22 protein-coding genes are annotated in these 20894 nt (G+C 60.7%); 8 read left to right on the forward strand and 14 right to left on the reverse strand.

The window, feature by feature from the left end; all coding sequences use genetic code 11:
* Window positions 1-38: 38 nt before the first annotated feature.
* From HDE75_RS03650 to HDE75_RS03660, 3 genes are all read right to left on the reverse strand, one after another.
* The gene (locus HDE75_RS03650; RefSeq protein WP_183676179.1) at window positions 39-1118 is read right to left on the reverse strand and encodes an Lnb N-terminal periplasmic domain-containing protein; all 1080 of its coding nucleotides are present in this window, start codon (window positions 1116-1118) and stop codon (window positions 39-41) included.
* Window positions 1119-1218: 100 nt separating this feature from the next.
* On the reverse strand, window positions 1219-1791 hold the full coding sequence (locus tag HDE75_RS03655) for a flavodoxin family protein (RefSeq protein ID WP_183676178.1): 573 nt from the start codon (window positions 1789-1791) through the stop codon (window positions 1219-1221).
* Between the two features lie 10 nt (window positions 1792-1801).
* Window positions 1802-2248, reverse strand: a complete 447-nt coding sequence (locus HDE75_RS03660; protein ID WP_183676177.1) for an ester cyclase — start codon at window positions 2246-2248, stop codon at window positions 1802-1804.
* 95 nt (window positions 2249-2343) lie between these two features.
* Here HDE75_RS03660 and HDE75_RS03665 point away from each other — a divergent pair, with 95 nt between their 5' ends.
* From HDE75_RS03665 to HDE75_RS03680, 4 genes are all read left to right on the forward strand, one after another.
* Window positions 2344-3276: a LysR family transcriptional regulator gene (locus tag HDE75_RS03665; RefSeq protein WP_183676176.1), complete on the forward strand. Its 933-nt coding sequence runs from the start codon at window positions 2344-2346 to the stop codon at window positions 3274-3276.
* Window positions 3277-3381: 105 nt separating this feature from the next.
* The gene (locus HDE75_RS03670) at window positions 3382-3549 is read left to right on the forward strand and encodes a hypothetical protein (RefSeq protein ID WP_183676175.1); all 168 of its coding nucleotides are present in this window, start codon (window positions 3382-3384) and stop codon (window positions 3547-3549) included.
* A 9-nt stretch (window positions 3550-3558) separates the two neighbouring features.
* The gene (locus HDE75_RS03675) at window positions 3559-4158 is read left to right on the forward strand and encodes a GNAT family N-acetyltransferase (protein ID WP_183676174.1); all 600 of its coding nucleotides are present in this window, start codon (window positions 3559-3561) and stop codon (window positions 4156-4158) included.
* Between the two features lie 144 nt (window positions 4159-4302).
* Complete coding sequence (locus tag HDE75_RS03680; protein ID WP_183676173.1) at window positions 4303-4662, forward strand: glyoxalase superfamily protein; 360 nt, start codon at window positions 4303-4305, stop codon at window positions 4660-4662.
* Here the strand turns inward: HDE75_RS03680 and HDE75_RS03685 are convergent.
* Window positions 4659-5282 carry a TetR/AcrR family transcriptional regulator gene (locus HDE75_RS03685; RefSeq protein ID WP_183676172.1) on the reverse strand — a complete coding sequence of 208 codons (624 nt, stop codon included), beginning with the start codon at window positions 5280-5282 and terminating at the stop codon, window positions 4659-4661. The genes HDE75_RS03680 and HDE75_RS03685 overlap by 4 nt on opposite strands.
* Before the next feature lie 55 nt (window positions 5283-5337).
* Between HDE75_RS03685 and HDE75_RS03690 the strand changes: the two genes are divergently transcribed.
* Together HDE75_RS03690 and motA are read left to right on the forward strand one after the other, a co-directional pair.
* Window positions 5338-5928 carry an isochorismatase family protein gene (locus HDE75_RS03690; RefSeq protein WP_183676171.1) on the forward strand — a complete coding sequence of 197 codons (591 nt, stop codon included), beginning with the start codon at window positions 5338-5340 and terminating at the stop codon, window positions 5926-5928.
* Window positions 5929-6179: 251 nt separating this feature from the next.
* Window positions 6180-7043, forward strand: coding sequence for a flagellar motor stator protein MotA (gene motA, locus HDE75_RS03695; RefSeq protein WP_183676170.1), 864 nt, complete (start codon window positions 6180-6182; stop codon window positions 7041-7043).
* A gap of 132 nt (window positions 7044-7175) precedes the next feature.
* On the opposite strand, the gene HDE75_RS03700 is transcribed toward motA, so the two are convergent.
* The 4 genes from HDE75_RS03700 to HDE75_RS03715 all read right to left on the reverse strand — a co-directional run bounded on the left by HDE75_RS03700 (window position 7176) and on the right by HDE75_RS03715 (window position 12782).
* Window positions 7176-7712, reverse strand: a complete 537-nt coding sequence (locus HDE75_RS03700) for a hypothetical protein (protein ID WP_183676169.1) — start codon at window positions 7710-7712, stop codon at window positions 7176-7178.
* 435 nt (window positions 7713-8147) lie between these two features.
* On the reverse strand, window positions 8148-9971 hold the full coding sequence (locus HDE75_RS03705) for a DUF4153 domain-containing protein (protein WP_183676168.1): 1824 nt from the start codon (window positions 9969-9971) through the stop codon (window positions 8148-8150).
* A gap of 58 nt (window positions 9972-10029) precedes the next feature.
* Entirely contained in the window at window positions 10030-11244 is a 1215-nt protein-coding gene (locus HDE75_RS03710) for a TCR/Tet family MFS transporter (protein ID WP_183676167.1), read from the reverse strand.
* Window positions 11241-12782, reverse strand: coding sequence for an FAD-dependent monooxygenase (locus HDE75_RS03715; protein ID WP_221291748.1), 1542 nt, complete (start codon window positions 12780-12782; stop codon window positions 11241-11243). The genes HDE75_RS03710 and HDE75_RS03715 overlap by 4 nt, the downstream gene beginning before the upstream one ends.
* 57 nt (window positions 12783-12839) lie before the next feature.
* Between HDE75_RS03715 and HDE75_RS03720 the strand changes: the two genes are divergently transcribed.
* Window positions 12840-13478, forward strand: coding sequence for a TetR/AcrR family transcriptional regulator (locus tag HDE75_RS03720; RefSeq protein ID WP_183676166.1), 639 nt, complete (start codon window positions 12840-12842; stop codon window positions 13476-13478).
* A 140-nt stretch (window positions 13479-13618) separates the two neighbouring features.
* Here HDE75_RS03720 and rraA read toward each other — a convergent pair whose 3' ends face one another.
* Window positions 13619-14113, reverse strand: coding sequence for a ribonuclease E activity regulator RraA (gene rraA, locus HDE75_RS03725; RefSeq protein ID WP_183676165.1), 495 nt, complete (start codon window positions 14111-14113; stop codon window positions 13619-13621).
* A gap of 37 nt (window positions 14114-14150) precedes the next feature.
* Window positions 14151-15386: an MFS transporter gene (locus HDE75_RS03730; RefSeq protein ID WP_183676164.1), complete on the reverse strand. Its 1236-nt coding sequence runs from the start codon at window positions 15384-15386 to the stop codon at window positions 14151-14153.
* Between the two features lie 100 nt (window positions 15387-15486).
* Between HDE75_RS03730 and HDE75_RS03735 the strand changes: the two genes are divergently transcribed.
* The gene (locus tag HDE75_RS03735) at window positions 15487-16287 is read left to right on the forward strand and encodes a helix-turn-helix transcriptional regulator (protein WP_183676163.1); all 801 of its coding nucleotides are present in this window, start codon (window positions 15487-15489) and stop codon (window positions 16285-16287) included.
* 10 nt (window positions 16288-16297) lie between these two features.
* On the opposite strand, the gene fliD is transcribed toward HDE75_RS03735, so the two are convergent.
* The 4 genes from fliD to alr all read right to left on the reverse strand — a co-directional run bounded on the left by fliD (window position 16298) and on the right by alr (window position 20866).
* Window positions 16298-17671, reverse strand: coding sequence for a flagellar filament capping protein FliD (gene fliD / locus HDE75_RS03740; RefSeq protein WP_183676162.1), 1374 nt, complete (start codon window positions 17669-17671; stop codon window positions 16298-16300).
* Between the two features lie 190 nt (window positions 17672-17861).
* Window positions 17862-18182: a PilZ domain-containing protein gene (locus HDE75_RS03745; protein WP_300751018.1), complete on the reverse strand. Its 321-nt coding sequence runs from the start codon at window positions 18180-18182 to the stop codon at window positions 17862-17864.
* A 134-nt stretch (window positions 18183-18316) separates the two neighbouring features.
* Window positions 18317-19693 carry a DNA repair protein RadA gene (radA, locus tag HDE75_RS03750; RefSeq protein ID WP_183676160.1) on the reverse strand — a complete coding sequence of 459 codons (1377 nt, stop codon included), beginning with the start codon at window positions 19691-19693 and terminating at the stop codon, window positions 18317-18319.
* A gap of 93 nt (window positions 19694-19786) precedes the next feature.
* Window positions 19787-20866: an alanine racemase gene (gene alr / locus HDE75_RS03755; protein ID WP_183676159.1), complete on the reverse strand. Its 1080-nt coding sequence runs from the start codon at window positions 20864-20866 to the stop codon at window positions 19787-19789.
* Between the last annotated feature and the right edge of the window lie 28 nt (window positions 20867-20894).

The raw sequence follows: 20894 nt of genomic DNA on the forward strand, positions 1-20894 counted from the left end.
TATAAAGCAATGCCAGTCCAGGCCCAAGCAAGCGCCCACTATGGCCGTTTGCGTCCCTGCGCCTGCCTGGGCATTTGCAGGCTCGGGTAGCCCTCTTCATCGTAGCCGGGCATGCCACGTCGGATCGCATGTGAAAAATCGCGGTCTTCATTGGCCGCCCGCGCGCGCGCCGTGATATGGCCACCATCGCGCAATTGCTGGAAGGTCCAACCCGGCACCAGTCCCCGCACATCGAACAGGTAGCGGTCCAGGTAGCCGGAAGCCAGCAAGCGGTAATCGACGGGCAGACCAGGCACGATACGGCGCACCATCTCAAACACGATGGTGGTGCAGTTGGCCGTCAGGGTGTTGTAGAACTGCGGCTGGTTTTTCAGCGACTGCGCCTCGTCCAGGTAGGCCAGGAACAGAGAACGCATGGCGGCGCGCGGCATCATCACGCGGTACAGATGCATGTCTTCGCCGCGCACATTGGTGCGAACGCGCAGGATGTCGCGCTCGTCGGCGGCGATCAGGCTCATTTCAAAATGCTTGAAGAAGCCGCCGATGGCAGAAAAACTCTCGCCCTTTTCCTTGCGGATTTCGATGGAAAATGTCAGGAAGCGGCCATCGGCAAAACCGAACGACACCAGCGTATGGGCGATGAATGGCCCGGTCCAGTACGACAGCGCCGTGTCCACCGTACGCAAGTCATCGAGATTGTAGCTGCGCTGTTCCCACTTGACCGTGTAGTCGTCATCGCTGCGCCAGTCGAAATTGCGCACATTGTCCAGGGTGACGATATTGCCCCTGATCGTGCCCGTCACATTGTGCGCCACGTCGTCGGCCCAGGCACGCTCCTGCTTGGGCGTGATAAAACTCCACCACACCAGCATCAGCACGAAACCGCCCGCATACGGCAACAGCACGGACGCTCCACGGTGCTGCCACCACAGCACCACGCTGGCCACGCCCAAGCCGGCCCACAGCAGCGCACCGATGGTTTGCGCGGCAGCACCACCGCCGAGGTGGTACCACAGCGCCAGCGCGCCCCACAGCGCGGTCAATAAAATAATGAAGGAAGCGGCAGCCTTGCCGATGGTGCGCAGCACGGCGCTTGCGCGGTTTGATAGGAAAGTCATGCCGCGATTATAAGACGAAGTTCAGAAAAGCAAGTTTTAATGGTGTCGCAGAGTGCAGGCATAGAACCGGGACACAGCATGCCCCGGCACCGTCGCAGGCTTATTTCAATTTGGCTGCCAGTTCCGCCACCCGCTTGCCCAGCAGGCGGGCCATTTCCAGGTCGCCGCTGCGTGGCGCTTCATCTGGCGATGCATCCGAGGGCGAAATCGCCAGCGCGCCGCCAAAACCGGCGCTCCAGTTGACGTCGGCCGGGCCATGCTCTTTCTTGTTCGATGGCAAGATGCCCGTGCCCACCCATATCTGGCTATGCTGCATGGCCAGGGTCCAGAAATACTGGATGGTCGAGAATTTATCGCCATTGAGCGAGGCCGAATTCGTGAAGCCTGCAGCAAGCTTGTTTTTCCAGTCCTGGCCGAACCAGGCGCTGGACGACTTGTCGGCGAATTTCTTGAACTGCCATGCCGGGCCGCCCATATAGGTCGGGCTGCCATAGATGACGGCGTCGGCCTTGCCGATCACGGCCAGGGCTTCCTCGTGCAAGTCGCCGTTCTGGTCGATACGGTACAGATGCACCTGGGCGCCGGCCACGCTGGCGGCGCCGGCCTGCACGGCCTCGGCTTGTTTGACGGTGTGGCCGTAGCCGCTGAAATACACGATCGCAATGCTGGTCATGGTTTTTTCCTTAAATGATGGATGGAACAGGTGGCCACGCGCCGATCTGGTTCAGCATGCCAAACCAGTCTTCCAGGTGCCAGGTATGTGTAATGCGGTCCGCATCCAGATAATGAAACTCGTGGATAGCAATAGCAATAGGTTTGTTACTTGCGGGAATGCCAAAAAACTCGCCGCGATGGGTGCCGGTGATCTGCGCCCGCACGGCGGCGCGGCCGTCACGGCCGAACATATCGAGAATCGTGATGTGCACATCCGGGAAGGCGGCGCCGAACATTTCGACCACAGGCTTCATGCCGGCCAAGCCAGGCTGCTGGCCGGGACCGAGCGGCGTGTCTTGCCATGCCGGCACCAGCGCCTGGTCCAGCAAGTCGGGATTGCGCTCGTTGAAGGCGCGGTACAGGGTTTCGATGGCGCGTTGCTGGGCCTGTGTCAGGCCGTTTTGCTGCATGCTCATGATGGGCTTTCTGTCTCAGTGAATGACGCAGTCACTGTAGCAAGCCGCGACAACGTAAGTCCAATCGATATTTGATATGCGGTATTATCCATGGCATGGATTTACATGGAATCGACCTCAACCTTCTCGTCGCCTTCGACGCCCTGATCTGCGAGCGCAATGTGACGCGCGCCGGCGTGCGCATCGGCCGCACCCAGCCCGCGATGAGCGCGGCGCTGGCCCGCCTGCGCCTGCTGCTGAAAGATGAACTGTTCGTGCGCAGCGCCGGCGGCTTGCAGGCCACACCGCGCGCGCTGGAACTGGCCGTGCCGCTGGGCGAGGCGCTGGCCAGCATCCAGCGCACGCTGGACTTCACGCAAGACTTTATCCCGGCCAGCGCGACGATACGCTACACCCTGGCCGTCTCTGACCATCCCGCCTTCGTGCTGCTGCCTGCGCTGCTGAAACGGCTGGCGCAGCAGGCGCCGGGCATGACGCTGCGCATCAAGGCTTGCACGGCGCGCGAAGAGGCGCTGTCGCTGCTCGACGCGGGAGAAGCCGATGCGGCAATTGGCGTACCTGGCGGCAATACGCCACGCATTCCTACCATGCCGCTGTTCGAAGAGCGCTTCGTCTGCGTGGCGCGCAAGGGCCATCCGCTAGCCAGCCAGGACATGACACTGGAACGTTTTTTGAGCTATCAGCACCTGCTGGTATCGCCGGAAGGCGATGGCGTCGGCCACGTCGACCTGTGGCTGGCGCAACGGCAGCGCCAGCGCCGGATCGCCATCACGCTGCCGCATATGTACGCAGCCCCAGCCATTATCGCCGGCAGTGACTTGCTGGCCACCATGATGGCCGGCGTGGTGGCGGCCAGCGGACTGGGTAGTGCGCTGGCGGTGCTGCCGCTGCCCGGCATCGAACTGCCGCCCGTGCCCTTCGTGCTGCACTGGCACCGCCGCAACGATGCGCATCCGGCACAGCGCTGGCTGCGCGAACAGATCGTGCTGTTATGCCGCGAGTTGTACGGCGTCAACGACGCCCCTTGAATTCCCATTCTTGAGATGGCGTTCCTGTCTCAAAAGACAGATTGCCATCTAATTAATTTCATGAGAGCATCTTTATTTACCGGCATGCTGATTGTGACAAAACAGATGACTAAAAAAATCCCGCAATTTATCTGGATCGGCCTGGCCACGGCCGCCGGCACCCTGCTATACACACGCTACCTGGGAGCGGAGCAGCAGTTCGACTGGGGATGCGCCATCGTTGTCGGCCTGGTTTGTGCCTTGGGAAATTTTATCTGGCCGACTAAAAAATAACGCTGCCACATGCACGAGTTGCCCCTTCCCGTAGCAGCCTCCCTCATCACTGAACGGCTGATACTCAAGTCCCCCACTGTCGACGATGCAGCCACCATACTGGATTTTCGGATAGCAACGCGCGAGCATCTGCAAGTGTGGGAACCTGCCCGCAGCGATGCGTTTTATACCCTGGCAGCAGTGGAAAGCCAGCTGCGCGACATGCTACAACAGATCAGGCATCAATCGGCTGTTCACTGGTTGCTGCATGCGCGGCAACAGCAAGAACAGCAAGGCGGCGCAAAAATCATCGGCGCGTGCAACTTCACGAATATCGTGCGTGGGGCCTTCCAGGCTTGCCACCTGGGATTTTCCCTGGCGCGCGAGTATCAAGGACAGGGCCTCATGCATGAAGCCTTGCAAGCGGCGATTGTCGATATCTTCAATCATCATGGACTGCACCGCATCATGGCCAACTACCAGCCGCACAACCAGCGCAGCGGGCAATTGCTGAGCCGGCTGGGATTTGAACGGGAAGGCCTGGCCCGGGCCTATCTGCACATCAATGGCGCTTGGGCCGATCACGTTTTGACGTCCCTGATCAATCCCCAGCAAGCCGGCGAACAATAATAAGGCCCGACAAAACCGTGGCCAGAGGAAGAGAGTTGTGGCTGGGAAGCGCAACTGCGGCAAGCGGCAGGCGCTGGCCTGGACTGGCCTGCATGAAAAAATACTAGAATGGTCTTGTGATCAACTGCCTGAGGCCAGACTGCCATGCACCTGTGCAACGCCATCCCCATCCTGCGCATCTTTTCCGTCGACAAGGCGCAGGAGTTTTATGTCGATTTCCTGGGCTTCAGCAAGGCGTGGGAGCACCGCTTTGACCCGACCGCCCCTGTCTATATGCAGGTGCAGCGGGGCGAACTGGTCCTGCATTTGTCCGAACACCATGGCGACGCCACGCCGGGCGCCGCCCTCTTGATACCCGTCGATGACATTGCTGCGCTGCATGCCGAACTGACGGCCAGGAATTACCCATATGCGCGGCCCGGCATCCGCGACGAGGAATGGGGCCGCATCCTGGAAGTGGGAGATCCGTTCGGCAACAAGCTGCGCTTCTGGCAGAGAAATTAGTCCAGGCTTAATCGGCTGCTCAGGTAGCCGGATAGCACCAACTTGAATTCCGCCACCAGTTGCGCCCGTTCGGCAACGTCGGCCTGCGACAGCAGCGGGTTCAGGCTCTTCACCACTTGCAAGGCCACATTAGCCAAACGCAAGGCTTGCTCATCGCTGAGCGCTGGCTGCTTTTGCTGAAAGGCACGGCCGAACCGTTCACGCAGGCGGTGGCGCGCATCGGCGTCGCGCCGGTAGTTCAGCGAAGCATTCAGGACGGCAAAATACGCGGGCCGTTCAGTCGCAAAACCCACCATCAGATCGATGATGCGTTCGGACAATTCCAGCACGCTCAACTGATCCGCTTCCGCGATCAAGCCATCCCACAGCCGCTCCATCTCATCGCCATACTGTGCCCGCAAGGCGCGCACGATGGCATCCTTGTTCGGAAAATACTGGTAGACGGCGCCGATCGACGAAGCCGAACGGGCGGCAATCTCCGTCATGGTGGCGGCGTCATAACCGGCTTCGCCAATCACCTCGGCAGCGGCTGCCAGCATGGTCTGCATGCGCAAGGCGCCACGCTGCTGTTGCGGCGTGCGGCGGGCGTTTTTTGAAGTGGCATTAGGATCTGAGGACATCCTCAGATTATAGCGTATAATAATCTGAGCATACCCTCACATATAGGAGTTCAGCATGAGTACGACAAATCCGATTTCGTTTGACCCAGCCAGCACCGCCCTGGTGCTGATCGACTTGCAGCACAGCAATGTGGCGCGCGAACTGGCGCCCCACTCCGCGCAGCAAGTCGTCAACCATAGCGTGCAACTGGCCGAAGCCATGCGCCAGCGCGGTGGCACGGTGGTGTATGTGCGCGTGCTGATCCAGGAGTTGCTGCACCTGCCGGCCGACGTGGCGTTGTCGCGTCCCGCATCGGCTCCGCCGTTACCTGAGAACGCCACCGAACTGGTGCCGCAAGCCGGCTACAAGGAAGGCGATATCGTGGTCGCCAAGCGTCAATGGGGCGCCTTCCAGGGCACTGACCTGGAACAGCAATTGCGCCGCCGCGGCATCACCACCCTGATCTTCACGGGCATCGCCACCAACTTCGGCATCGAATCGACGGCGCGCGCCGCTACCGACCTCGGTTACGCCGTGATCTTTGCCGAAGATGCCATGAGCAGCTTGCGCACCGACCTGCACGAGTTTTCCATCAAGAACATCTTCCCCTTCATGGGCAAGGTGCGTTCGACCGCCGAACTGCTGGCATTCCTGGCGGCCGACTAGCACTAACTCTACTGACCTGACAGCAAGCGCATCTCCCCATATAGGTGCGCAGCACGCTGGCCACGGCACCCTGCTGCGCTCGGAATGGGCCCTGGCCAGCTACCTCGACAACGGCCGCCAGCAATTACCGGCCAAAGTACGTGGTTTTATCAACTTTCTGCGTCAACATTTGCAGCCGGAGTCATCCTGAGGCCCATAAATCCGGTTACACTATAATATTGCGTTGCGGCAATATTATGAGGGAGTAAGTTTTGTTAGTCATACTCGGATTTATCGTGGTCCTGTTTTCCGTCTTCGGCGGCTTTGCCTTGAACGGGGGACATCTCGCGGCCCTGTTCCAGCCGCTGGAATTGATGATGATCGCCGGTGCCGCGCTGGGCGCCTTCTTTGTCGGCAACGATGCCAAAGCCATCCGCGCCACCTTTGCCGCCATCCCCACCCTGTTTGAAAGCGCGAAATACACCAAGGCCCGCTATATGGAACTGATGGGCCTGATGTATGAAATCCTCAGCAAGATCCGCAAGGAAGGCCTGATGTCGATCGAAGATGATATCGACGACCCTTATCGCAGTCCCATCTTCGTGAAATACCCGTACACCCTGGGCGACGAACACATCCTGGAATTCATCACCGATTACCTGCGCCTGATGGTGTCCGGCAATATGGACGCTTACCAGATCGAAAACCTGATGGATAACGAAATCGACACGCACCACGAAGATGCGGAAATGCCGATCCAGACAATTTCACAACTGGCCGACGCCATGCCCGCTTTCGGCATCGTCGCCGCCGTGATGGGCGTGGTCCACACCATGGCCTCCGTCGGCCTGCCGCCAGCCGAGCTGGGCGTACTGATCGCGCAAGCGCTGGTGGGCACCTTCATCGGCATCCTGCTGGCCTACGGCTTCATCGCCCCCCTGGCCAGCCTGCTGCGCCGCAAGCACCATGAAACGTCGAAGATGTACCAGTGCGCCAAAGTCACCCTGCTGGCCAGCCTGAACGGCTACGCCCCCGCCCTGGCCGTGGAATTCGGCCGCAAGGTCATTTCCGCCACCGAGCGCCCCTCGTTCAACGAGCTGGAAAACCATGTGCGGCAGGTCAAGATACGCAATTAAGCCCCACGATACGTTCCACGGGCGCCGACAACAGTCGGGCGCCATATCCGCAGAAAACCAAGGCCTGTCCCTTCCATTACTTACTTTAATCTTGTTTTGGTAATGCGAAGGGCAGCTTTCGCCCCATACCGGTCATTGAAGTATTGCTCCTGACTCTGGAACTAGGCTAAATGGGCGCCAGCCGCCTGGTGGGTCCCATTCACCATCACCACGAATCCGACCCGCGCTCGCATCGTGAAGGACTACACCGTCGATCCCAAGCGGCGACTGCTCCCAGATCAGACCTCCTGTATGGTCAAAAGCAAGAACTTCAGATGCCGAAGTTACAAGCACTGCGATGCGGCTATTTAGGTTCTCAAGGTCGCACGAATCGTACAGATGGCCAAAGTAACCGTCCAGCTGATGGCGACGAACTTCGCCAAGGTAAAGATCAACGACGAACACGAACTGCCCAAAGCCGATGTAAACGATGCCCTCAGCGAAACGTGTACTCTGAAAGCACGAGTACCCTGCGCTGGCAAGAATGTTTACGCGAGTCACCGGCGCACTATGGTGAGCGATCAAGACACTGGCAACGATGTTGGATTCTGAGGTTGGGCCGCGAGCAACAAGGACGCGACCATGTTCACTTTGCTCGCCAAGACTAAGAAATTTAACTTCCATCTGCATTTATTTCCAAGGAATACGTCGAGTGACCGCTTCTGGCCCAGGCTGTGTAAAAACGCAAAAACTTGAAATTTTCATGGGTAGGGTTACCCTTCCCGACCCTGAGAAGATCGCTTAGCGAGCGTTTTGAGAGGCCGATTTTTTTGTTCGCGGTTTTTCCTCACGTTTTTACACAGCCTGGGCCGTTGGCGGTCATCCGTCTACGACTGCATCTGGCCAAACCCGGCCAGTTCCCACCAGGATAGCATTTTATCTATCTGTAAAATATGCAAGATTCAATACCGCCGGCATACGATGTGCGGGGGATAAAGGGATGCCAAGGCAGCAGGGCGACACCCGGCCTGCGGTATCAGCCGAGGTTTGTTTTGTCGTCCGGCTTGAAGAGCATGCCCGCTGAGTTGCAGGTGAGTTGCCGGTGAATTGCCGGTGAGCCGGCCGCTATTCTTCCGGGCAGCTCAATTCATCTTCGTTGCCATATAAACTCATCGGCACACGCACGCCATCGATTTCCAGTTCGCGCGTTTTGGGTGGCAGTAGCTGGAAGTCGCCGGCCTGCAGCCGTTCGCGCAGGGGCTTGCAGCGCAGTGCTTCGGATGGGATCTGGCCGCGCGCGTACCAACTGCCATCGGCTTTTTCGGCCAGCAAGACGGAGCTGGCGCGTGGGTCGTTGCTGATCAGGAGTACTTCCTGCTTGCCGTCGCCATCAAAGTCCAGCAGGTATGCGTCGCACTGCTGCCCTGCCCGCTTCAAACAGGCGGGCAAGCGCCAGGCTGGGCCTACCGCGCTCCAGTCCTGGCGCAGGAAAGACTCTGGCAGTGTGGCCGTGGCGGGGCGCACGGTCAGGTTGATCGCCACGTTGCTGAGCGCACCGCTTTCATCGTAACGGCTTTCGCGCTTGAGCACGGCTTCGGCGCGGGCCTGCAGAATCGCGGCGTCGGCACCTGTGCTGCGGTTCTTGAGTTGCTGCAAGGCAGCCTGGCCATAACGGGCGCCCTCGAAACGCAGGTACTCGACATCAAATTTGTCTGCACTCACCTTGCCGCTGTCCAGCCGCGCCATCTGGCTGGCGACCGACAGGCGGGCCGGGTCGGCCAGTGGCGTGAACAGCGCGAACAGCACCAGCAAGCTGACAAAGGCGGTGGCTACGTTGATATGGGAAATTAAATGCAGCCAGTCGCCATATTTGCTGGCCGCCCAGGCGTAGCCCAGCGCATAACAGGTGGCAATCACCATGCAGGCGGCGGCGATCAGGCGGTCGGCCGTCCAGCCATGCGACATCACGCGCAGGGTCAAGGCATAGATGGCGATACCGACCAGCCATGGCAGCAGCAGACAGGACAGCCGCGTGCCGATGCGGATGGCGCGCGCCACGCCCAAGCCCACTTCGCCATTTTGAAACGCGGCATTGATCAGCACCACCAGCAGACCGGCCATGCCCAGCAGCACGGAAGCCGCATGGCGCGTGGCCCACAGGCGCTCGAAGCCGATAAATGGCAAGGTCAGCAGGAAGCCGGCCACCAGCACGGCGGCGATCGGCAGCAGCCAGGACATCAGCACCAATAACAGCGTGCGGATGCCGCGCACGATGGCCGGGCGCACATCGGTGATGTGGATGGCGAAGGAAAACGCAAAACACAGCACGGGGATCACGAACCAGGCTTTACTGAGCAGCTTGCGCAGGAAATCGAGTTTAATCAGCAAGAACAATTGCCCGCCCAGCCACAGCACCAGCCATAGCACGGCCACGAACAGCAGGGAAAACAGCAGCTGGATAGCCAGTTTCCAGGCGATTTCAAAATAGGTGGCATAGCGCGCCACCCGCCGCCTGTCGTGCGCGCTCGACAGCACCAGGGCATGGGCGATAAAAAAGCCCAGCACGCAAAAACCGAATAGCTGCGATGAAACCAGATACAAGGGGTTGGCAGGCGCGTAAGCCGCTACCTGCCTGACGTCGCGCCACACATCGTGCGCAGCAAGCACCGTCAGCACGGCGGCCGCCGCCAGCATCCACAGCACGAGGCGCCTGGCAGACATATGGCCCAGGCTGGACACCAGCAGCACCGGCAGCAACACACCGATCAATATCAAGGGCGCCAGCAGATAAGCATGCGTGGCGATCCATGCCTTGTTTTGCACGGCGCTATACAGCCAGTACAGCAGCAAGCCCTGCAACAAACCCGTCACCAGGCGCGTGGCAGCGATGCGGGGCGCCACCACGGGATCGAGCAAGGGCGTATCTTTGGCTGCGGGGGCTTGCTGCATAGTCATTCCTTTAAAATCTGCAATGCCATATTGCATGCCCAGCCATTATTGCATTTCGTTATCCTCCTCTCAACAAAGATTCATCTGCTTTCGCGTCCCTGCCAGCATTGCGGGTGCCCAGCACGATCAGCGGCAGCGCAATCACATTGAGGACGACCACCGACAGCCAGATAGCGCCAGGCCACGTTTGCCGGACGACAAAATAAAAGCTGGAAAACGCCAGCGGTGCGATGATGGACGCCAGGCTGACCACCGACGCCAGCAAACCCTGGAACTGGCCCTGGCGATCCTCTTCCACCTGCCGCGTGGCCAGTGCTTGCAAGGCCGGCACGCCGATACCACCCAGGGCAAAGATGGGCATGATGGCAAAGATGATCCAGCCTTCCCGGGCGAAAGCCATCACGACCAAAGCGATGCTGGCGCAGCCCACGCCAAGCAGCACGGCGCCGCGCTCGCCCAATAAGCGCGTCGCCGGGCCAGGCAAGAATGCCTGCACCAGGGTCTGGCATACGCCGAACATGCCCAGCGACAAGCCGATCCACAAGCCATTCCAGCCGAAACTGTCATGGCCCCACAGCGCCCAGCAAGTGCCATACACTTCGCCGGTGGCGCTCAGGATAAAGAACACGCAGATAATGGGCAGCAAAGCCTTCATGGAAAACGCCCAGCGCAAAGGCCGCAGCGGGTTAAGTTCGGCCAGAACAATCTTTTGCTTTTGCGGCGTGCGCGACTCCGGCAGTACAAACAAGGCCAGCAAAAAGTTAGCCGCATTCAGCACGGCGGCGGCAATAAAGGGCAGCCGCAGCCAATAGTCGCCCAGCACGCCGCCGAGCACGGGGCCGACGATAAATCCCAAGCCGAACACGGCGTTCAGCAAGCCGAAGCGGCGCGCGCGCGTTTCTTCGGGGGAAATATCTGTGATATAGGCGGTGGCGACGGACACATTGGCGCTGGTCAGCCCCGCAATCGCCCGACCCAGCAGCAGCATCCACAATTGGGGCGCGAACGCCATCAGTACATAGTTCACCGCCGCGCCCGCCAGCGAAATCAGCAGCACGGGACGCCGGCCCAGCTTGTCGCTCAACAGACCCAGCACCGGCGCGCAGATAAATTGCATGGTGGCATACAGCGCCGTCATGATGCCGATATAGGGTGCGATATTGCCCGCATGCGTGACTTCCGCCAGCAGCCGCGGCAGGATCGGGAAAATCAGGCCGATGCCGGCCGCGTCGAGCGCGATGGTGGCAAAGATGATCAGCAGCGGCTTGTTCATTGCACAGTCACGGGCGATGAAGCGAACCAGCGGCGCAGCGCCTGCTCCAGGCCGTCCGTGCTGTCGCCATCGGCCGCCCAGGCAATGCAGGCGTCGGGACGGATCAGCATGGACGGTCCGTGATCGATGGCCACGCAGCGCAGCTGCTGCGTCGCTGCGGCAACGATACGGGAGGCGGCGGCCCCGTGCGAGGCGTCGAGAAAGACCCCCTTGCCATCCTGCATCACATCATACAGCGTCACGCCGGCGTCGCCATGGCCGATGGGCCTGTCGCCGATCAGCCGGCCCACCTCGTCGCGCTCAGAACCGAGCTCGTAGCGCGTGGACAGGCCGCTCATCATTTCGCCGATGCGCCGGTTGACGTCATCGAACTGCATCAGTTCGGCGATCAGTTCACGCATGGCGCCCGCTTGCGGATCGGGCCGCATGATGGCGACCTGGGCCAGGGTATTGGCCAGCACCGCCTGGGCCACGGGATGGCGTTCGGCCGTGTAGCTGTCGATCAAACTGTCGGGCATGTCGCCGCGCAAGACCGCCGCCAGCTTCCAGCCCAGGTTAGCCGCATCGGCCAAGCCCAGGCTCAGGCCCTGGCCGCCAAACGGCGTATGGATATGCGCCGCATCGCCGGCCAGCAGCACCCGTCCCTGGCGATAGGTCGCGGCCAGGCGCGTGTTGTCGGTCCACCGGCTGGCGCTACCCAGCGCGTTGACGCGCACCTCCATGCCGCTGATACGGCGCAGCACGCTTTCAATCTCTTCACGCGTGACGGGCGCCTCGCGATTTTCCGGCGTGCCTGAAAAATCGAGCATGAACAGGCGGCGCGACTCGGGGTGGGCCGAGGGGCCGTAGGAAAACACGCCGCCCGAGGTGCGGTTCCAGCCGATCGGCAACAGGCGCTCGGGATGGTCGATCTCGGCCACGGCCTGGTAAAACGTCGAGCTGGGCGGCGTGCCGGGAAAGTCAAAACCGGCCATCTTGCGGATGCTGCTGCGCCCGCCGTCACAGGCAATCAGCCAGCAGCAACGCAGCTGGCCGGCGCCCGTATCCGATATCCACGCCACCTCGACGCCATCGTCCTGCTGCACCACGCCGGTGACGTCGCAGCCGCGGCGCACCTCGATGCCGAGCGCCTGCACCCGTTCGGCCAGCATGGCTTCAATGCTGTGCTGGTCGACCGGACGCGGGCGCCGGTGCGGCTCTGTCTGCGCATCCTTGCGTATCAGGGGCAAACCAGCGAAATGGCCGCTGAACTTCGAGTCCTTGCCGCGCACCTGGGCGCCCGGCTGTTGCGCGAACGATTGCATCAGCTCAAAAGCCCGCGCCTCCACATCCCCCATGGCGGGCGCCATGCCGCGGCGCTGCAAGGCTTCACTTCCCAGGGGACCGATCCCCAGGGCCTTCATCACCTTGCTCGGTGCGGCCAGGCGCTCCAGCACCACGACGCGCGCACCGCCCAGGGTTAATTCGATGGCGGCCAGCAGCCCGACCGGTCCTGCGCCGACGACGACAACCTGTGTTTGCTCATTGATTTGATTCATAATATACCCAATCCAAATATGTACTAAGTACACATAAGATATGCTATGATCTGCCGCATGTCAACACCAACCGACCTGCGCACCCGCAAACGCCTGGCCACGCGCCAGACCATCTCCAATATCGCCACGCGGCTATTTCTCGAACGGGGCTTCGATCATGTGAAAGTCGATGAGATTGCGGCGGCGGCCGATGTGGGACGGATGACGGTGTTCAACCACTTCCCGCGCAAGGAAGACATGTTCTTCGACCGCGATGAAGAGGGACGAGAAGCCTTGCGCTCAGCCTTGCGCCAGCGCAATCCCGGCATCTCGCCGCTCGAAACCTTGCGCCTGCTGGCGCATGGCCTGGTGGCGGACGATAGTCCCTATATGCGGTTTTCTGCCGGAAGCCAGGGTTTTATCGCCACCATCGAAGGCAGTGAAACCCTGAAGGCCAGGGCCAGGGCGATACGCGACGAGATCGCGCAATTGCTGGCGGCAGAACTGGCGCACTCGGCAGGACGGGAAGTGGACGATAGCGATGCCCAACTGGCGGCGGGCCTGGTCGTAGCAAGCTGGACGGTGGCCCTGATCCAGGCGCACCAGGCTTACCGGCTGGGGCAAGATGTAAGCCAGGCACAAGCCGTGTTCCTGGCCATGATCGACAAGGGCAGCATCGGCGTACAGGCGGCGATGGCCGGCACGCCTTATGCCTGAAGACCAATTAGCGTCTTACAACGCTTAACAAAACTGTAGCGAGCGGAAGGGAGAGGTGGTCGAGAAGCACAACCGTACGCAGGTACGGTGAGCATCGCAGGCCGCCTATACCGACGCGCAGTAAGTTTTGATAGGCGTTGTTAATCGAGTTCCTGGCGTGACACCAGGATACCATCGGCGTCCGCGTAGATCCAGTCACCGGGCGAGACATCCACGCCGCTGATCTGCACGCGCACGTCCACCTGGCCGGCGCCCGTCTTGCCGCTCTTGCGCGGATGCGTGGCCAGCGCCCGCACGCCGATCTCGCAGACATTAATTTCATCGCAATCGCGGATGCAGCCATCGACCACGATGCCGGCCCAGCCATTATTTTGCGCCAGCACGCCCAGTTGCCCACCCACCAGCGCGCGCCGCAGGCTGCCACCGCCATCGATCACCAATACATGGCCATGGCCCGGCGTTTCCAGGGTGCTGCGCACCAGCGCGTTATCTTCAAACACTTGCACGGTGGTGGCCGGCCCGCAAAAACGCAGCTTTTGCCCGAACGAACGGTACACGGGCGGCAGCACCGCCAGGGTGCCGTCGTCCAGCATGGCAGCGTAATCATCGCACAGGTCGGTGGTGGCAAAGGTCATGGCATCTCCGTCAGCGTGGTCTCAGATGCCGCTAATTTTATGCCTTTTGCAGCGCCACGGCACGTGTCTTGCCCCCCACGCCCACGGCCGTGGCGATCGCCAGCGCCTGAAACACACCGATAAATACGAATACCAGAGCGGGATGATCGCCATCCATCAGCGCGCCAAACAGCAAGGGACCGACGGCCAGGCCACTATCGAGACCGGAGTAAACCACGCCATACACGCGCCCGGTGGCGTTTTTCGGCGCCGCCGCCCGTATCATCAGGTCGCGCGACGGCCCCGCTACGCCGGAAGTGAGGCCAATGGCGCCCATCAGCACCACGGCAGCCCAGGCCGGCACCGCCGCCAGCGCCAGCAGCACGGCCAGTATGGCGGCTGCCGAAAAGGCTATCGCCACATTGCGGTCCGGCTGCTTGCTGCGCGCGCCGACCACGCCGCCGGCCGCCATACCCACCGCCGAGGCCAGCATATATGCCGTGTAGGCGCTGGTGGCCAGGGGCAAGCTCATGTTGTACAGCTTGACCAGGGCCACGCTGGCAAAGCTCTGGATACCGCCCAGGGCGATCGCGGTAATGAAGAAAAAGGCAAAGCACATCCACACGGCCGGCAGGCGCAGGAAGTCGAGCGTGCCCTCGCCGCTGGCTAGCTGGCCCGGCGCCGCTTTTTTCACGGGTTCAGGACGGATGGCGTGGCGGTTCAGGAACAGGACCAGCAGAACGAAAAAAGGCAGTACCGCCGCGCACTGCAGCGCGATTCGCCAGTCATAGTGGCTGGCGACATAGGTCATGAACAGCGGCGCCAGGGCCCAGCCGATATTGCCGCTGATACCGTGCATGGAAAAACCGTAGGCCACGCGGGCCGGCGAGACGCGCTGGTTGAGGATCGTGTAGTCGGCCGGGTGGAATACGCTGTTGCCCGTGCCGGCCAGCATGGCGCCCAGCATCAGCGCCGTGTAGCTTTGCGCGTGTGCCAGCGCCAGCGCCGATAGACCCAGCAAAAAGATGCCGGAACACAACACGGCGCGCGCGCCGAAACGGTCGACCACGAAGCCGGCCAGCGCCTGTCCCACGCCCGAGATGACGAAGAACACCGTCATCAGCAAGCCCAGTTCCGCATACGACAGGTTGAAGGCAGGCTTGAGCCAGACGAACAGGGCCGCCAGGATCAAATGGTAAAAATGCGAGACGCCGTGCGCCAGGCCAACCAGGCTGATGACGCGGACGTCGCTGGCGAAGTTGCCATCGGGAGAGTTGCTAGTTGTTGTTATCATGTCATACCCTGTTTTATACTTGATGCCATCTAGTGTATGCAAAATACCATCGTCTGTTTTTCACCAACATGACATCATTTATCGAATTAAGGTCAAACTGATGGGTGTACCCGTGCTTCACCATACGCGCATGTGCCCGCCACGCGAGGCGCCCAGCGCCGCCATTCCCGTGACGATGATCGCGCGCGATCTGCAGCCTGACGAATTTCTCTCGCCGCACTCCCACCCCTGGGGACAGGTCACTTATGCGCTTGAAGGCGTGCTGCGCATTACGGCACTGAACAGCAGCTGGGTGTTGCCGCCCATGCGCGCCATCTGGATCGCGCCCCACGTCGAGCATGAAGTGACGATACTGGAAAAAACCCGGCTGCGGCCGCTGTGCATTTTTGCCGCGCGCGCGCCGTTTGCGGGCCGCGATTGCCAGGTGCTGGAAGTGTCGAATCTGCTACGCCAGCTGATCATCTCGCTGGAACAGCTGGACCCGGGCCAGGAACCGGCGCGCGAAGCCTTGCTGGCCGAGCTGATACTCGATGAATTGTCGCGCTCCAGCACGCGCCCCATCCGCGTGCCCTTGCCCAGCGACAAACGCCTGAAAACCCTGTGCGGCAACCTGATCGACAAGCCCGGCTCGCCTTTGACACTGGAGCAATGGGCGCAAGTGGTGGGCGCCTCGGAACGTACCCTGGCGCGCTTGTTTGAACGGGAGTTGGGATTAAGTTTTGGCCAATGGCGCCAGCAAGTGCGCCTGGCCCACGCCGCTCCGATGATCGCGCGCGGCGTGCCCTTGTCGCAGGTAGCCGAAGAACTGGGCTACGCCAGCCAGTCGGCGTTTTCCGCCATGTTCAAGAAGACCTTCGGCAGTTCGCCGACGGCCTTCTTTGGAAAGAGCGTGCAGGGCTAAATCGGCTGTATCAAGCCATAAAGTCAAACAGGGAATTCTTGCCCGTATAACCTGGCAGGGCCGAATTGCTGCCCATCTGCTCCTGCGCCGTGTAAGCTTTGACCAGCGCCTGGGCCTGCGCCGTCAATGCCTTGGCCAGTACGGCTTTCTTGTTGGTCAGGGTAGTGATGTCCTTGCCAACGGTCAGTTGCTCCTTGCGCAGAACACTGGTCTCACCCGTCAATTCTCCGATCTTGCTATTGAACTGGTCGGCCACACCCTTGCCATCGTTGGTAAACAGCTTGCTGACGGCGTCAGGATCGGCAGCGACGGCCGCCTTGAGCTTAGCCTCGTCCAGCACCAGCTCGCCATTCTTGCCGAGCGTAACACCTGCGCTGCTCAGCACCGACGATGGCACGCCCGTGCTGGCCGTGCGCAATACTTGTTCTAGTTGCGACTTGACCTGTCCCAGGGCCGTGTCCGATTTCAGACCGCCTTGCTGCAAGCTTTGCAGCTTGGTGTTGAGCTCGTTGTAGGCATTCACGAAACTGGCCACATTGGTGGCGATCTGGCTACTGTCCTTGGCGACGACGAGGTCGGTAATGCCAGTCGATTTGAGCTCGACGGTGGTGCCGTCAACGGCCGTCGTCAAGGTATTGCTGGCGCTCTTGATATCCTTGCCGTCCACCGTGACCAGCGCATCCTGTGCGGCGGCTGTTTGCTGCAAACCCTTATTGGCGCCCGGCGCGTACGACACCAGGTTGCTGACGGACGCGTCGCCCGTCACGCTGATGCGCATGCTGTTGTCGGCGCCGCTCTTGCCATTGATGGCCAGCGCATAGCCGTCGGCATTTTTCACCACGCTGGCATCCACGCCGGCCTGCTTCAAAGCGGCGGCGATGCCGTCCAGGCTATTGTTGCTGCTATCGATGGTCACTGCAATGAGCTTGCCGCCACCGGCCGTGAACTGCTTGCCGTCTTCGCTGCCCAATTCGATCTTGATCTGCGTCGGCGCGCCCGTGCCGATGGCGGCGGAAGACGATTTCTGCGCCCCGCTGAGCAGGGTTTGCCCTTGCGCCAGCTGCTTGACGTTCATTTCGTAGGTACCGCTGACAGCCTTGTCGGTGGTGGTGGCGCTGACCACGCCCGGCTTGCTGGACGTGGCCGAGGTGGCCAGGCCGCTGCCGGCCATGCTCTTGGCGATGGTCTGGAATTTGGCCAGCGCCGATTGCAGCTGGCCCAGGCCGGAAAACTTGGCTTGATCCTTGGCCAGGGTGGTGTTGAGTTTGACGACGCCCGTATTTTGCGATTGCATCTGGCGCTCCACCTTGGCGTAGACATCGGCCGATGGCGATGCCTGCGTGTTATTGGTGTAGACCTTGCTGTTGATCGTGGAATTAAACATGGTGGGCGTCCTGTATGTCCGGGTATGGCCAGATATAGCCTGTAAAGGGGGCACGCGGTACACTGCATGACCACATCTCTTCTGGTTGATTATTATGCAGCATGGCTAATATATCAAAACAGCGAACAGAGCCGTATTTTGCGCCCTGCAAACCCATTGCACCTGTCCTTACACGCTGATGACATCCATCTTAGCGCATAAACTTGGAAATGGCGCTCATGACCGCCATGTCCAGATGCAAGAAAGTCAATCCTACCTTGAAGCCTGCGCTGCTGAAAATACAATGCGAAACAGCGGTGCGGGCTTCGATGATTTGCGCCTTGCCTTCAAGAAATAACTCAAACAGCACCTTGCCCTGCTTGCCTGCCGGTACCGGTTCAGTCACCACGGCCGACATGCCGCCCGGCCCGACATCGAGGGTACGCGCCGCTACCGGCCCCGCACCATCCATGATCAACATTGCCCTGGTACGTAAAATCTTGCGTGCGCCCTGCCTTTGCTCTACTGACACTGTATTCCGCTTCTCTATCTATCGATTCATCTGTATTTCGACGCCCATATGCTACGCGAAATGTCGGGCGATATTATAGTTCCAAATGACTCGGCTTGCCGCCCGGCCACATGGCCTGCCCAGCCATAGCGTGTTTATTCGTGATCGCGCAGCTTGTTGAACGCTTCGTCAATACGCTCGACAGCAATCACCTTGATGCCTTCGATTGCCTGTTTGGGCAAATTCGACTTCGGGATCATGGCCAAGGTAAAACCCAGCTTGGCCGCTTCGCGCAAGCGCTCCTGCCCGCGCGGCGCAGGCCGGATTTCACCGGCCAGGCCCACCTCGCCAAACACCACCAAGCCGCGCGGCAACGGTTTATTGCGCATCGACGAGTTAATTGCCAGCAACACGGCCAGGTCGGCCGCCGGTTCGGTGATTTTCACGCCACCGACCGCATTGATGAATACATCCTGGTCAAACGCAGCAATACCCGCATGGCGGTGCGCCACGGCCAGCAGCATCGCCAGCCGGTTTTGTTCCAGGCCCACCGACAAGCGCCGCGCATTGGGCAAATGACTGGTGTCGACCAGGGCCTGGATTTCCACCAGCAGCGGGCGCGTCCCCTCCTGTGTCACCATCACGCAGGAGCCGGGGACCTGATTATCATGCTGCGACAAAAATAGCGCGGAAGGATTCGATACGCCCTTCAAGCCTTTTTCCGTCATGGCGAACACGCCTAACTCATTAACGGCGCCAAAACGGTTTTTAATAGCCCTCACCAGACGAAAACTGGAATGGGCGTCGCCCTCGAAGTACAGCACCGTGTCGACGATGTGTTCCAGCACGCGCGGGCCGGCCAGCGCGCCCTCTTTCGTCACGTGGCCCACCAAAATAATCGTCACGCCCGTCTGCTTGGCCGCGCGCGTCAATTGCGCCGCGCATTCACGCACTTGCGCCACGGAACCTGGCGCCGAACTCAAGGCATCTGAATACACGGTCTGGATCGAGTCGATTACCACCACTTCCGGCTTTAAATCAGCCAGGGTGGCGAGGATTTTTTCCAGCTGGATCTCGGCCTGCAGTTTCAATTCCTTGGCGTCGATCACCAGGCGCTTGGCGCGCAAGGCGATCTGCGCGCCCGATTCCTCGCCGCTGACATACAGCACGCGCTTCTGGTGCGACATGTTCGCCAGCGCCTGCAGCAGCAGGGTCGACTTGCCGATACCGGGGTCGCCACCGATCAGCACCACGCCACCAGCCACCATGCCGCCGCCCAGCACCCTGTCGAATTCTTCGATGCCGGTGCCGAAACGGGGCACGTCGATGGCGTCGATATCATCGAGCGACAGCACGGGCGCCGTCTGCGCCAGCGACATATGCTGGGGATTCGAATAGCGGTTGTTGCCGCCCGTCTCGGGCACGGTTTCCACCATGGTATTCCATTGATTGCAAGAGGTACATTGCCCCATCCATTTATTACTGATGGCGCCGCAATCGCTGCAAGTGTAGGTGGTTTTGACTTTTGCCATGGTGTGCTGTGCTCGGGTAGGAGTGAAAATAGCTGTTTATACATACAGTACCCTCACAGTATATACAAACAGTCCCCGCAGGTCACGTCTGGATCACGCCTCGATCACGGGAACGCGCGGCGCCAGCGCGCACATCAGCTCATAGCCTATGGTGCCGGCAGCACGCGCCACCTCATCGATCGGCATACCCTCGCCCCACAGGATGACATGACTCCCCACCCGGGCGCCCGGCACTTGCGTCAGATCAACCATCAGCATATCCATCGACACCCGGCCAATCAGGCCCGTGCGCACGCCGTCCACCAGCACCGGCGTACCCTCCGGCGCGTGGCGCGGGTAGCCATCGGCATAACCGCAAGCCACCACGCCCACCTTGACGGGGCCGCCCGCTTCATAACGGCTGCCATAACCGACCACCTCGCCGGCAACGATCTCCTGGATGCCGATGATGCGGCTGCGCAAGGTCATGGTGGGACGCAAATCAAAATCGAGCGCGGGAGTTGTGCTGGGCGTGCCGCCATATAACATGATGCCGGGCCGCACCCAGTCGCTATCGAGCTGGTGCAGCAGCACGCCCGCCGAATTCGATACGCTGCGCGGCAAAGGGTCTGCGATGGTGGCCGCGCCCGCCTCGAAGCGCTCCATCTGCTCTTCCATGGGCAGATGGGCAGGCGCAGCCTCGTCGGCATTGGCGAAATGCGTCATCAAGGTAATCGTGCCAACCCAGGGTATGGCGCGCAAGCGCGCGTAGGCGGCGCCCACCGCTTGCGGCGTAAAACCGAGGCGGTTCATGCCCGTGTTCATTTTCAGATGGACATCGACGGTGGCCGGCAAGCGGGCCTCTTCCAGCAGAGCGATCTGTTCCAGGCTATGCACGGTGCCGTTGAGGCCATACTCAGCCATGGCGAGCAAGTCATCGGCATCGAAAAAACCTTCCAGCATTAATATTGACTTGCTCCAGCCCCAGGCGCGCAGGCGCAGCGCGTAATCGAATTCCACCAGGGCAAGCCCGTCGGCTTCGGCAAAACCGCGCATCGCGCGCTGCAAACCGTGGCCATAGGCATCGGCTTTCACTACCGCCCACACTTTAGCGCCCCGCGCGCTGGCACGGGCGCGGGCCAGATTATGTTTCATGGCATCCAGATGGACGGTCGCGACGATGGGCCTGGGCATAAGCGTTTTCTACGGCAAGTAATAATCA

Source organism: Janthinobacterium silvisoli (assembly GCF_014200725.1).
Taxonomy (GTDB): domain Bacteria; phylum Pseudomonadota; class Gammaproteobacteria; order Burkholderiales; family Burkholderiaceae_D; genus Janthinobacterium.